This window comes from Achromobacter pestifer (assembly GCF_013267355.1).
GTDB lineage: Bacteria > Pseudomonadota > Gammaproteobacteria > Burkholderiales > Burkholderiaceae_B > Achromobacter > Achromobacter pestifer_A.
Window position 1 is genome coordinate 5,997,616 of the sequence record NZ_CP053985.1, and the last position, 12,017, is coordinate 6,009,632.

At 66.3% G+C, this 12,017-nt stretch carries 13 protein-coding genes; 10 read left to right on the top strand and 3 right to left on the bottom strand.

Going from position 1 to position 12,017, the window contains the following annotated elements:
• Positions 1-128: 128 nt before the first annotated feature.
• The 7 genes from surE to rlmD all read left to right on the top strand — a co-directional run bounded on the left by surE (position 129) and on the right by rlmD (position 6,925).
• A complete protein-coding gene (gene surE / locus FOC84_RS28355) occupies positions 129-887 on the top strand; it encodes a 5'/3'-nucleotidase SurE (protein WP_173148140.1) in 759 nt (252 codons plus the stop codon).
• The gene (locus tag FOC84_RS28360) at positions 872-1,696 is read left to right on the top strand and encodes a protein-L-isoaspartate(D-aspartate) O-methyltransferase (RefSeq protein ID WP_254241806.1); all 825 of its coding nucleotides are present in this window, start codon (positions 872-874) and stop codon (positions 1,694-1,696) included. Before surE ends, FOC84_RS28360 begins: the two co-directional genes overlap by 16 nt.
• A 17-nt stretch (positions 1,697-1,713) precedes the next feature.
• Complete coding sequence (locus FOC84_RS28365; protein ID WP_173148143.1) at positions 1,714-2,568, top strand: peptidoglycan DD-metalloendopeptidase family protein; 855 nt, start codon at positions 1,714-1,716, stop codon at positions 2,566-2,568.
• Positions 2,565-3,344, top strand: coding sequence for a 3'-5' exonuclease (locus FOC84_RS28370; RefSeq protein ID WP_173148145.1), 780 nt, complete (start codon positions 2,565-2,567; stop codon positions 3,342-3,344). The genes FOC84_RS28365 and FOC84_RS28370 overlap by 4 nt, the downstream gene beginning before the upstream one ends.
• A 180-nt stretch (positions 3,345-3,524) precedes the next feature.
• Positions 3,525-4,148: a hypothetical protein gene (locus FOC84_RS28375; RefSeq protein ID WP_173148147.1), complete on the top strand. Its 624-nt coding sequence runs from the start codon at positions 3,525-3,527 to the stop codon at positions 4,146-4,148.
• 354 nt (positions 4,149-4,502) lie between these two features.
• Positions 4,503-5,255 (top strand): TorF family putative porin, encoded by a 753-nt coding sequence (locus tag FOC84_RS28380; protein ID WP_173148150.1) that lies wholly within the window; start codon positions 4,503-4,505, stop codon positions 5,253-5,255.
• A 182-nt stretch (positions 5,256-5,437) separates the two neighbouring features.
• Complete coding sequence (rlmD, locus tag FOC84_RS28385; RefSeq protein WP_173148152.1) at positions 5,438-6,925, top strand: 23S rRNA (uracil(1939)-C(5))-methyltransferase RlmD; 1,488 nt, start codon at positions 5,438-5,440, stop codon at positions 6,923-6,925.
• Positions 6,926-6,950: 25 nt separating this feature from the next.
• On the opposite strand, the gene cueR is transcribed toward rlmD, so the two are convergent.
• Positions 6,951-7,343, bottom strand: a complete 393-nt coding sequence (gene cueR / locus FOC84_RS28390) for a Cu(I)-responsive transcriptional regulator (RefSeq protein ID WP_173148154.1) — start codon at positions 7,341-7,343, stop codon at positions 6,951-6,953.
• Between the two features lie 123 nt (positions 7,344-7,466).
• Between cueR and FOC84_RS28395 the strand changes: the two genes are divergently transcribed.
• The 3 genes from FOC84_RS28395 (at position 7,467) to FOC84_RS28405 (ending at position 10,228) form a co-directional block, all read left to right on the top strand.
• Positions 7,467-7,667: a heavy-metal-associated domain-containing protein gene (locus FOC84_RS28395; RefSeq protein WP_173148156.1), complete on the top strand. Its 201-nt coding sequence runs from the start codon at positions 7,467-7,469 to the stop codon at positions 7,665-7,667.
• A 176-nt stretch (positions 7,668-7,843) separates the two neighbouring features.
• Positions 7,844-8,572 (top strand): glutathione peroxidase, encoded by a 729-nt coding sequence (locus FOC84_RS28400; protein ID WP_173148158.1) that lies wholly within the window; start codon positions 7,844-7,846, stop codon positions 8,570-8,572.
• A 219-nt stretch (positions 8,573-8,791) separates the two neighbouring features.
• Positions 8,792-10,228, top strand: coding sequence for a dihydrolipoyl dehydrogenase (locus tag FOC84_RS28405; RefSeq protein ID WP_173148161.1), 1,437 nt, complete (start codon positions 8,792-8,794; stop codon positions 10,226-10,228).
• A 71-nt stretch (positions 10,229-10,299) separates the two neighbouring features.
• Here FOC84_RS28405 and FOC84_RS28410 read toward each other — a convergent pair whose 3' ends face one another.
• On the bottom strand, positions 10,300-11,190 hold the full coding sequence (locus tag FOC84_RS28410) for a 23S rRNA (adenine(2030)-N(6))-methyltransferase RlmJ (protein WP_173148163.1): 891 nt from the start codon (positions 11,188-11,190) through the stop codon (positions 10,300-10,302).
• 12 nt (positions 11,191-11,202) lie between these two features.
• Positions 11,203-11,952 (bottom strand): glycerophosphodiester phosphodiesterase, encoded by a 750-nt coding sequence (ugpQ, locus tag FOC84_RS28415; RefSeq protein ID WP_173148165.1) that lies wholly within the window; start codon positions 11,950-11,952, stop codon positions 11,203-11,205.
• Positions 11,953-12,017: the final 65 nt, after the last annotated feature.

Sequence of the window (12,017 nt, forward strand, 5' to 3'; positions counted from 1 at the left end):
GAGCGGGGCCGGCTACGGGTTATCGAGCGGGGCGCCGGCGCCCGGTTGCCAGCCGATCGCACGGATGGAGGCCGCGGACGGTACAATCCGACGCGTTCACCCGCGTTTTATTTTCTTTCGGATGCACAATGCGAATTCTGGTTTCGAACGATGATGGTTATTCCGCCCCTGGGCTCGAAGCGCTGGTAGAGGCGCTGCAGGGCTTGGGCGATCTCACCGTCGTCGCGCCCGAGACCAATCACAGCGGCGCGTCCAACTCGTTGACGCTGAACCGGCCGCTGTCGGTGCGCACCGCCTCGAACGGCTTCATCGCCGTCAACGGCACGCCTTCCGACTGCGTGCACGTGGCGCTCACTGGCTTGATGGATACCCGGCCCGACCTGGTCGTGTCCGGCATCAACAACGGCGCCAACATGGGCGACGACACCCTGTATTCGGGCACCGTGGCCGCCGCCAGCGAAGGCTACCTGTTCGGCATTCCCGCCATCGCGTTTTCGCTGGCCGAGAAGGGCTGGGCGCATATCGATTCCGCCGCGCGCGCCGCGCGCCTGGTGGTCGAGCGCCACCTGGCCCAGCCGCTGGCCGCGCCGGTGCTGCTGAACGTCAACATCCCCAGCCGCCGCTTCGAGGACATGCACGGCTTCGCGGTCACGCGCCTGGGCAAGCGCCATCCGTCGCAACCCGTGGTGCGCACCACCACGCCGTATGGCGATACCGTTTATTGGATTGGACCCGTGGGTTTGGCGGCCGACGCCACGCCCGGCACGGACTTCCATGCCGTCGAGCAGGGCACGGTGTCGGTCACGCCGCTGCGCCTGGACCTGACCCAGCACAGCCAGCTCGACGAGATCCGGACCTGGGCGGAGCCGCTATGCGCAAACGCGTAAGCCAGCCTGACGTGACCCAGCCGGTGCCCGGGCGCACCGGCCCGGTGCGCTACGACTCGGGCCGGCTCAGTCCGGGCGTCACGCCCGCCAACAGCAACACCCGCATCTCGGCGGCTACGCTGCCGCGCCAGACGCAGGCGCCCGCGCCCGCATCCGGCGGCAATCTGGGCTTGAACTCCGACCGCTTGCGCCAGGCCATGGTCGAGCGCCTGCGGGCGCAGGGCATTACCGATGAGCGCGTGCTCAACGCCATGGGCGCGGTGCCGCGCCACCTGTTCGTCGATGAGGCGCTGGCCAGCCGCGCCTACGAAGACGCGGCGCTGCCCATCGGCCATTCGCAAACCATCTCCCAGCCCTGGGTGGTGGCGCGCATGATCGCCGCTGCTTGCGAAGACCGCACGCCAACCCGCGTGCTGGAAGTCGGCGCGGGTTGCGGATACCAGGCGGCGGTCCTTGCGCAGTTCGTGCGCGAGGTCCATACCATCGAACGCATCCGCGGGCTGTATGAGCTGGCGCGCGAGCATCTGCGCGCCTTGCGGCTCACCACGAGGATCCGCTTGATCTATGGCGACGGCATGCTGGGCCTGCCCGGCGTGGCGCCGTTCGATGCTATCGTTGTGGCTGCCGCTGGCCTTGCCATCCCGCAGGCGCTGCTGTCACAGCTCGCGCCGGGTGGCCGCCTGATCGCTCCTGAAGGGGGCGCCAACCAGCGCCTGGTTCTGATCGAACGCACAGGCGCGGCCAGCTGGAAACGCACAGAATTAGAGGCCGTGCGCTTTGTGCCGCTACGGGCCGGAATACAATCTTGAGCAAACAGGAGAAACGTATGCTCAACGGGCAGTTGCAACTGACCGATATCACCCTGGGCGCGTCTTTGACGCGCCTGCGCCGCCCGCTCTTCATCGCGGGGGCTCTCAGCCTGTCCATCCTGGCCGGCTGCGCTTCGAAAGGTACTCGCGCCCCGGTGGTCGACATGACCGGCGGGCAACCCGCGCCGGCGACCCAACCCGGCGGCAGCTATGTCGTGAAGCCGGGCGACACGCTCTACAAGATCGCCCGCGCCAACAATGTGGACATCGAGAACGTCAAGCGCTGGAACAACCTCAGCGACCCCAACCAGATTTCGGTCGGTCAGGTCCTGAAGATGTCCGGCAGCGCCGGCGGCGGGGCGCAGACCGCGCCGGTCGCAGCCGTCAAGCCGCAGCCGCGTCCGCTGGACCAGCCGGAAACCCTGCCGCCGCCCACCACCGAAACCACCACGCCGCCGCCCACCGCGCCGGTTGAAACCAAGCCCGCCACGCGCGCGGCCGACGCGGCTGTCATCAATTGGGCCTGGCCCGCCAGCGGGCAGATCGTGCAGGGCTTCAACAACAGCAGCAAGGGCATCGACATCGCCGGCGCGCTGGGCGATCCGGTCACCGCCGCGGCGGACGGGCTGGTCAAGTACAGCGGCAACGGCGTGCGCGGCCTGGGCAACCTGATCATCGTCGAGCACCAGAACGGCTTCATCACCGCTTACGCGCATAACCGCGCGGTCTTGGTGAAGACGGGCCAGACGGTCAAGCGCGGCGCCAAGATCGCCGAACTCGGCCAAAGCGACACCACGTCGCCGCGCCTGCACTTCGAAATCCGCCGCCAAGGCCAGCCGGTGGACCCGATGCAATACCTGCCCGCCAAATGACGCCCACCCTGGTATTCGACCTGGAAACCATCCCCGACGCCGACGGGCTGCGCAAGCTCAACGGCTGGGGCCCCGAGGTCCCGGACCAGGAAGTGGTTGAGCGCGCGCTGACCGCGCGCCGCGAAGCCGTGGGCCATGATTTCCTGCCGCTGCATCTGCACAAGGTGGCGGTGGTGGGCTGTGTGTTCCGCGACGACCAGGGCTTTCGCGTCAAGACCCTGGGCCAGCCCGACGATCCCGAAGCCGCCTTGCTGGCGGGCTTCTTCAAGACCATCGAGCGCTACACGCCCAAGCTCGTGAGCTGGAACGGTTCCGGCTTCGACCTGCCGGTGCTGCATTACCGCAGCCTGATCCAGGGCGTGCCTGCGCCGCGCTACTGGGACATGGGCGAGGAAGACCGCGATTTCAAGTTCAACAACTACATCTCGCGCTACCACTCCCGCCACCTGGACCTGATGGACCTGCTGGCCAAGTACAACGGCCGCGCCAACGCGCCGCTGGACGAACTGGCCAAGCTTTGCGGCTTTCCCGGCAAGCTGGGCATGGACGGCAGCAAGGTATGGGAAGCCTGGAGCCAGGGCCGCGCCGACGAGGTGCGGGCCTATTGCGAAACGGACGTGGTCAACACCTGGCTGGTGTATTGCCGTTTCCGTTTTCTGCGCGGCGAACTCGACCGTACTTCCTATGACGCGGAAATCGCGCTCGTGCGCGATACCCTCAGCGCCAGCGATGCGCCGCACTGGAAGGAATACATGGCGGCCTGGGACGCCAACTGAACACGCCGGCCGCCGGAAGATCCGTCTTCCGGCCAGCAGGATGCAACGGGGCCCGCGCGGCCCCGTTCGTGCATCTGGCGCTGGCGCAATCGACTGAAACATTGCTTGCGCGGACGAAACCCGGATGAAACCGGCGCAATCGCACAATGGCCTCGCTTTCTTCACTTTCAGGAGACCTACATGTCCCGATTCGCTATCCGCTCCAATTTGGCCGCTCTTGCATTTGTCGCCGCGACGGGCGGCCTGGTGGCCGGCTCCGTCATGGCTGCGCCTCCTCCCGCCGGTGACGGCGGTCCCGCCGCCATGCACGACGGCCAGCGCGGCGGCTTCCACAAAGGCATGCGCGACGGCCTCTTCGTTCCGGGCCTGGGTCCCGTGACCAAGGCTCAGGTCGCCGAGCTGAAGCTGGACGACAAGCAGCAGGCTTTGTTCAAGACCGCGCAGGACGGCCAGCGCAGCCTGCACGAAGCCATGCGCGCCTCCGGCGGCAAGCGCCACGACCTGCTGAAGGCGCAACTGGACAGCGGCAAGCTGGATCCCCGCGCGCTGGTCGAGCAGTCCGAAAAATCGCGTGAGGCCTTCGGTCCCCAGGCCAAGCAGGTGCGCGACCAGTGGCTGGCCGTCTGGGACAGCCTGAACGAGACCCAACGCGGCCAGGTGACCAAGTTCGTCAAGGAGCGCCAGGACCGCATGCAGGAGCGCCACGCCCGGATGGAAGGGCGCCATGGCAAGGGCCGCGCCGAAGCGCCCGGTGCGGCCGCACCGGCCACGCCCGCCGCGCCGGCCAAGCCTGCGGCCAACTAAGCGCCGCGGCCGGCCATTCCGGCCGGCTCAGGCAAGCAACCCCGGACACGTAGCCGCGTGCCGGGGTTTTTCATTGGGCGTCGCGGCTTGCCGTGAGGCCCAGGCCAGGGCGAACCCGTGCGCTGCGGACTCCCCGTCATGGCGCATGAGTGCGTGCGCGCGGACCTGCGGCTGCACCGTCCTGGTGCGTGGCGGGCGGCGTCTTGGCGCGTGCGCGGCCGTCTCAACCCGCGCCAGACCTGGCACGGACATTGCTTGATGAAGGAAGAACCGGTTTCAAACGCTGCACCGCCGGTCCTAGTGATGCGCCTCGGCCATCTACCTACTCGACAAATCCGATCAGGACTCCGCACCATGAAGAAGACGTTGCTAGCCGTGCCTTTTGCGTTCGCCGCTTGTTTCGCCGCGACGGCGCAGGCCGAACCCACCGACCTGGGCGGCGGATTCTCGCTCAGCGGCAACGCCGCCATCGTCAGCGACTACCGTTTCCGCGGTTATTCGCAGACCGACTTCCGGCCCGCCGTGCAGCTGGGCTTCGACCTGACCCACAGTTCCGGCTTCTACCTGGGCAACTGGAACTCCAACGTCTCCGACTTCGTCTTCACCGACGGCAACCTGGAAATGGATTTCTATGGCGGCTGGAAGGGCGACGTGGGCGGCGGCTTCACGCTGGACGCGGGCGTGCTGCATTACTACTACCCGGGCTCCAGCTCGCCCAAGGGCGGCAATTACAACAACACCGACGTCTATCTGGGCGCGTCCTACGGCAACTACAGCCTCAAGTACTCCTACACACCCAGCGACTTCTTCAGCACGCCGGACAGCAAGGGCACCTGGTACCTGGACGGCACGGCCAACTTCGACCTGGGCGACGGCTGGGGTCTGGTCGGCCACCTGGGCTACCAGAAGCTCAAGAACCAGACCAATATGGACGGCGATTCCATCGGCCACTACGTCGACTACAAGGTCGGCGTGACCAAGGACCTGAAAGGCTGGATCCTGGGCCTGGCCGCGGTGGGCGCGACCAAGGACAACTGGCTGCCGACCAAGTACGGCCATCCCTCGGGCCGACTGGGCGCGGTCTTCTCGGTGGCGCGCGCGTTCTGACCGATATCCGTGGCGGCGCCTGACAGCGCCGGCTTTGGGCTTGCCGGGCCAGCGACATCCGCTGCCCGCGGCAAGCCCTTTTTTCATTGGAGAAACGTTCCGGCCCCACATGCCCATTTCCAGGATTGGCCACAGTCCTTCTACAATAGAAGGTTGCGTGTAATTCTTCTGGACTGCGTGAGATGTCTGACGTTTTGAGTATTGAATCCCTGGACCTGGAAGCCAGGGGTATCGCCCGCCGCGACGGGAAAGTCGTTTTCGTGGAAGGCGCCTTGCCGGGCGAACGGGTCACCACGGTTACGCTGCGCCGCAAGCCGTCCTACGAGATCGCGCGCGTGGACGAGGTGCTGCGGCCGTCGTCGCAGCGGGTGGTGCCGCGCTGCCCGCATTTCGGCGTCTGTGGCGGCTGTGCCATGCAGCACCTGGAGCCCAGCACGCAGGTGGCCATCAAGCAGCGGTCGCTGGAAGACACCTTCTGGCATGTCGGCAAACTGCGCCCGGCGCGCATCCTGGCGCCGCTGCAAGGTCCGACCTGGGGCTACCGCTACCGCGCCCGCCTGTCGGTGCGCGTGGTGCCCAAAAAGGGCGGCGTGCTGGTCGGTTTCCACGAGCGCAAGAGCAGCTATGTGGCCGATATGCGCGAATGCCATGTGCTGCCGCGCCACGTCAGCGACCTGCTGATTCCCTTGCGCGAAATGATCGGCTCCATGTCCGCGCCGGACCGCATGCCGCAGATCGAGGTGTCGCTGGGCGAGGGCGTGACCGCGCTGGTCCTGCGCCACCTGCTGCCGCTGACCGATGACGACGTCGCCATCCTGCGCGCCTTCGCCGCCAAGCACAATGTGCAGTGGTGGCTGCAGTCCAAGGGCCCGGAAACCGTGCATCCGCTGGAACGCGAGCACGGCGACGCGCTGGCCTACACCATGCCGGAGTTCGGCCTGCGCATGCCGTACCGGCCCACCGATTTCACGCAGGTCAACCATGCCATCAACCGCGCCATGGTGTCGCGCGCGCTGAAACTGCTGGAAGTGCAGACTACCGACCGCGTGGCCGACCTGTTCTGCGGCCTGGGCAACTTCACGTTGCCGCTGGCGACGCAGGGCAAGGAGGCGGTCGGCGTGGAAGGCAGCAAGGCGCTGACCGACCGCGCTTTCGACGCGGCATCCCGCCACGGCCTGGGCGATCGCACCAGCTTCGCCACCCTGAACCTGTTCGAGGTGGACGTGGACTGGTTGCGCGGCCTGGGCTATTTCGACCGCATGCTGATCGATCCGCCGCGCGAAGGCGCGCATGCGGTGGCGCAGGCCCTGTCGCTATTGGAGGCGCACGAGCGTCCCGTGCGGATCGTCTACGTGTCCTGTAATCCGGCCACGCTGGCGCGCGATGCGGCCATCATGGTGCATGAAGGCGGTTATGTGCTCAAGAGCGCGGGCGTGATCAACATGTTCCCGCACACGGGCCATGTGGAATCCATCGCGGTGTTCGAATCGCTGGACGCCGAAGGCATCCAGATCGTGCGTGAACGCGCCCGCCAGCGCGCCATCCAGGCCGCGGCGGAAGCGGCAGCCGCGGAAGAGGCCAAGGCCGCGGCCGCCGCCGAGAAGGCGGCCGCCAAGCAGGCCGCCACCGACGCCTATCACGCCAAGGTTGCGGCCGAAGCGCAGGACTGACGCCGCAGGAAGGGCCTGGGCCGCTTCAGTGTTTGCAGCCCAGGCCTTCCAGTATCGGGCAGTCCGGCCGCTCGTTGCCCTGGCAGTGCTCGGCCAGATGTTTCAGGGTGGCTGCCATGTCGCGCAGCGCCTCGGCCTTGCGTTCCAGTTCTTGCACGTGTTCCAGCGCGATGCGCTTGACGTCGGCGCTGGCGCGGCTGCGGTCCTTCCACAGTGCCAGCAGTTCATTCATCTGTTCCACCGAAAAACCCAGGTCGCGCGCGCGGCGCACGAAATGCAGCGTATGCAGGTCGTGGTCGCTATACACGCGGTAGCCGGAATCCGTGCGCCCGGCGGGGCTGATGAGGCCGATGCTTTCGTAGTAGCGGATCATCTTGGCGGAAATGCCGGAACTCTTTGATGCCTCTCCGATATTCATTGCTCTGCTCCTGTTAGCCTGAGTGCGATTCTATGCTTGACCTTACCATTATAGGAAGGTTTAAGCTTCTTTCCATGGTGGACGAAACGCAGTCCATCACCCTTGAATCCTATGGAGATAACTATGAGCATCGAGTTCCAAGTGGCTGACATGACCTGCGGCCATTGCGCCAAGACCATCACTGCCGCGGTGAACCAGGCCGCGCCGGGCGCGACTGTCACGATCGACCTGCCCACGCACCGCGTGACCGTGACCGGGGCCGATGACGCCGACAAGATCGAAGACGCGATCCGCGACGCCGGCTACCAGCCGCAGCCGGTGTAACTCCCCAATGCGCGGGGCCAGGCTATGATAGGTCTGGCCTCGCGTTGGCAATTTCTTCATTGCCAAAACCTATCGATTCATTAAATTTATTAAATTTGAATAATTGATAGCAAGGATTTATCATTCTTTCCATGGTGGTTAATCAAACAACCCCGCTACCCCAAGGAGAGATTTGAATGCTGCAAAACCGCGAAGGCCAACGTGTTCCGAACGTAACGTTCCCGGTCCGTGAGGACAACACCTGGAAGAAGGTGACGTCCGACGACCTGTTCAAGAACAAGACCGTCGTGGTCTTTTCCCTGCCCGGCGCCTTCACGCCGACCTGCTCGTCGACCCACCTGCCGCGCTACAACGAACTGGCTCCCGCGTTCTTCGCCGCCGGCGTGGACAGCATCGTCTGCGTCTCGGTCAACGACACCTTCGTCATGAACGAATGGGCCAAGGAGCAGGAATCGGCCAACATCACGTTGCTGCCCGACGGCAACGGCGAGTTCACCGAAGGCATGGGCATGCTGGTCGACAAGAGCGACCTGGGCTTCGGCAAGCGCAGCTGGCGCTATTCCATGCTGGTCAAGGACGGCGTGGTCCAGAAGATGTTCATCGAACCGGAAAAGGAAGGCGATCCGTTTGAAGTGTCGGACGCCGACACCATGCTGGCTTACTTCGCCCCGTCGGCCAAGAAGCCCGACCAGGTGGTCGTGTTCTCCAAGCCGGGCTGCCCGTTCTGCGTGGAAGCCAAGGCGCTGCTGGATGCCAAGGGCTACGCCCCGATCGAGATCCCGCTGGAAAACAAGGTCCGCGGCCGCGTGATCGGCGCCGTCTCGGGTAAGGGCACCGCTCCGCAGGTGTTCATCAACGGCGCGCTGATCGGCGGGCTGGAAGACCTGAAGGCGCACTTCGCCTAAGCGTTCGCAACGCTCCCGGTCCCGGGTTCGCCCCGGGGTCGGGCAGGGCGCAGCGGCGGTTCGCCGCCCGCTGCACCCCTCACGAGTTTCCCTTTTTACGCACCTTTGCGCGCGGCCCCTCGCGGGCGCTGCGGGACGGCTTACGTCCTGAGGGTGCGCAACAAGGCGGAACCCGTCTTTGAATCATTTGCTCCACGCCACATCGGGGGATACCCAGTCATGAAAACTCTGCATACCGATATCGCTGTCATCGGCGCCGGCACGGCCGGCCTGGCCGCCTACCGCGCCGCCCGTGCCGCGGGCCTGCGCGCGCTGCTGATCGAAGGCGGTCCCTATGGCACCACCTGCGCCCGCGTCGGCTGCATGCCGTCCAAGCTGCTGATCGCCGCCGCCGAAGCGGCCCACGGCGCGGCCCATACCGAGCCGTTCGGCGTGCATGTAGGCGGCGAGATCACGGTCGACGGCGTCGAAGTGATGGACCGCGTCAAGCGCGAACGTGACCGCTTTGTCGGCTTCGTGCTGGAAGGCGTGGAGAGCATCCCCGCCGAAGACAAGCTGCGCGGCTATGCGCGCTTCGTGTCCGACACAGTGCTGCAAGTGGACGAGCACACCGAGGTGCATGCGTCCCGCGTGGTGATCGCCACCGGTTCGCGGCCCTCCGTGCCGCCGCCGTTCCGCGCGCTGGGCGACCGGCTGGTGCTGAACGACGACGTGTTCGCCTGGGACGATCTGCCCGGTCGCGTGGCCGTGTTCGGTCCAGGCGTGATCGGGCTGGAACTGGGCCAGGCGCTGGCGCGCCTGGGCGTGGAGGTGCGCGTGTTCGGCGTCAGCGGCAGCCTGGCCGGCATCAGCGATCCGCAGGTGCGCAATACGGCCCGCAAGATCTTCCAGCGCGAGTTCTATCTGGATCCGGACGCCCGCGTGCTTGAAACGACCCGAGTCGGCGACGAAGTGGAAGTGCGTTACGTGGCGCTGGACAATACCGAGCGTACCGAACGCTTCGACTACGCGCTGGTGGCCACGGGCCGCCGCGCCAACGTGGACGGGCTGGGGCTGGAAAACACCTCGCTGCAACTGGACAAGCACGGCGTGCCGCGGTTCGACCGCGAAACCATGCAAGCGGGCGATGCGCCTATCTTCATCGCGGGCGACGCCAATGCCGATGCGCCGCTGCTGCACGAAGCCGCCGACGAAGGCCGCATCGCCGGCGAGAACGCGGCCCGCTATCCGGAAGTGCGCAAGGGCTTGCGCCGCGCGCCGCTGGCGGTGGTGTTCTCGGACCCGCAGATCGCCATGGCGGGGCAGGGCCATGCGCGGCTGGTCCCAGGTACCTTCGTGACCGGCGAAGTGGACTTCAGCGACCAGGGCCGCTCGCGCGTCATGCTGAAGAACCGCGGCATGCTGCACGTCTATGCCGACATCGAGTCGGGCCGCTTCCTGGGCGCTGAAATGGTCGGCCCCAGCGCCGAGCATATCGGCCACCTGCTGGCCTGGGCCGTGCAGCAGGAGCTGACCGTGGCGCGCATGCTGGAAATGCCGTTCTATCACCCCGTGATCGAGGAAGGCCTGCGCACCGCGCTGCGCGACGCGGCGGCCAAGCTGGCCCGGGCGCAGGAAGCGCTGCGGCGCGAAGAGCCGGAGAGCGAGACGGCTTGAACGCCCGGGGAATCCTGCGACCCCGACAAAAAGGCCACGAAACATCGTGGCCTTTTTGCTTTTGCACCGGATCAGTCGTCCGACTGTTTCTTCGGCACCGGGAACGGATTTTCGCGGAACTGCAGCGTGAAGCCGGCCCGCTCATCCTGTCCCAGCGTGCGCGCGAGATAGGGCATGGCCTGCTTCAGGGCATCATGCAGCGTCCAGGGCGGATTGATCAGGAACATGCCGCTGCCATGCAGGCCGTAGCCGTCGATGGTCGCCTTCTTGACGGTCAGCGTGGCGTGCAGCCAGCTCTTGACCTTGAGATTTTCCAGGTGGCGGGCCATTTCGCCGGCTTCGCGGCGCTGCACCAGCGGGTACCAGACGGCATAGGTGCCGGTGGCGAAGCGCTTGATGCATTCCTTGATGGTGACGAACGTGCGGCGGTAGTCGTTCTTGTCTTCGTACGAAGGGTCGATCAGCACCATGCCGCGGCGCGTGGGCGGCGGCAGCAGCGCCTTGACGCCCTCGAAACCGTCGTCGCCGTAGATGGTGGTCTGGCGCTGCGCGGCGCGGCCCTGGTGTTCCAGGTTGGCGACCAGGGTATCGATCTCGGTCGGGTGCATCTCGAACAGGCGCAGCCGGTCCGACGGGCGCAGCGCATCCAGCGCCAGCCACGGCGAGCCGGGATAGCGTTTGAGACGGCCGTTGGTGTTGTAGGCGCGAATCCGCGCGACATAGTCGGCCAGGATCGGAGGCAGATTCTCGGCTTCCCACAGGCGGCCGATGCCGTCGGCGAATTCCGAGGTCTTGGCGGCCCAGTCGCTGTCCAGGCTGTAGAGCCCGGCGCCGGCATGGGTGTCCACGACCCAGTAGGGCGCGTCCTTTTTATTGAAGTAATCCAGCGTGTGGATCAGGATGGCGTGCTTGAGCACGTCGGCGTGGTTGCCGGCGTGGAAGGCGTGGCGGTAACTGAACACGGGCGTTCTGCCTCAGGCGGCGGGCCGGATTGCGGCCAGCTCGTCGGTGAAAATGCCGTCGATGCCCCAGTCGAGCAGCAGGCGGGCGCGCTCCGGGTCATTGACGGTCCAGGCCGCGATACGGTAGCCGGCGGCGTGCACGGCGGCTATCAGTTCGCGGGTGGCGTCCTTCTGATTGATGTTCAGGGCTACGCACTCATATTTGGCCAGGCGCTCGCGCCAATCGGCGGGAACCTTCTCCACCAGCAGTGCGCGCGGCAGTTCGGGAGCCGCTTCCAGCGCGGCCTGCAGCGCTTCTTCCGCGAACGAGGACAGCAGCGGTGCTTCGGCCGCGCCTTGCCACAGCTGGCGCGCGGCCAGCGCCACGGCGCGGCCGGTCTCGGCTTCGCGGCCCGGGCAGGGCTTGATCTCGACGTTGCTGGCGATGCCGTTGGCGACCGTGTAGCGGGCGACGGCGGCGAAGGTGGGCAGCGGCTCGCCGGCGTAGGCGGCCGAATGCCAGCTGCCGAAATCCAGCTGGGCCAGCTCGGCGTAGGTCTTGGCGGCGGCGGGGCCGCGGCCGTTGGAGGTGCGGTCCACGTCGTCGTCGTGCATCAGCACCAGCACGTTGTCGCGGCTCAGCTTGACGTCGTATTCGAACATCGTGAAGCCGTGCTCGGCGCCCACGCGCATGGCGGCCAGGGTGTTCTCCGGGGCCAGACGGCCGCCGCCGCGGTGCGCGATGTAACGGGAGTAGGGCCAGGAGGGGAGTTTTACGCTCATTTGGGTGTTGCTTCGGGTTCTTTTGGTCAGGGTTGCAAGGATACTCCTTCTCCAGGAGGGAGCAG

Coding starts and splice junctions, on each gene's coding strand:
- surE (WP_173148140.1), top strand. CDS start 129: ATGCGAATTCTGGTTTCGAACGATGATGGTTATTCCGCCCCTGGGCTC.
- FOC84_RS28360 (WP_254241806.1), top strand. CDS start 872: ATGCGCAAACGCGTAAGCCAGCCTGACGTGACCCAGCCGGTGCCCGGG.
- FOC84_RS28365 (WP_173148143.1), top strand. CDS start 1,714: ATGCTCAACGGGCAGTTGCAACTGACCGATATCACCCTGGGCGCGTCT.
- FOC84_RS28370 (WP_173148145.1), top strand. CDS start 2,565: ATGACGCCCACCCTGGTATTCGACCTGGAAACCATCCCCGACGCCGAC.
- FOC84_RS28375 (WP_173148147.1), top strand. CDS start 3,525: ATGTCCCGATTCGCTATCCGCTCCAATTTGGCCGCTCTTGCATTTGTC.
- FOC84_RS28380 (WP_173148150.1), top strand. CDS start 4,503: ATGAAGAAGACGTTGCTAGCCGTGCCTTTTGCGTTCGCCGCTTGTTTC.
- rlmD (WP_173148152.1), top strand. CDS start 5,438: ATGTCTGACGTTTTGAGTATTGAATCCCTGGACCTGGAAGCCAGGGGT.
- cueR (WP_173148154.1), bottom strand. CDS start 7,343: ATGAATATCGGAGAGGCATCAAAGAGTTCCGGCATTTCCGCCAAGATG.
- FOC84_RS28395 (WP_173148156.1), top strand. CDS start 7,467: ATGAGCATCGAGTTCCAAGTGGCTGACATGACCTGCGGCCATTGCGCC.
- FOC84_RS28400 (WP_173148158.1), top strand. CDS start 7,844: ATGCTGCAAAACCGCGAAGGCCAACGTGTTCCGAACGTAACGTTCCCG.
- FOC84_RS28405 (WP_173148161.1), top strand. CDS start 8,792: ATGAAAACTCTGCATACCGATATCGCTGTCATCGGCGCCGGCACGGCC.
- ugpQ (WP_173148165.1), bottom strand. CDS start 11,952: ATGAGCGTAAAACTCCCCTCCTGGCCCTACTCCCGTTACATCGCGCAC.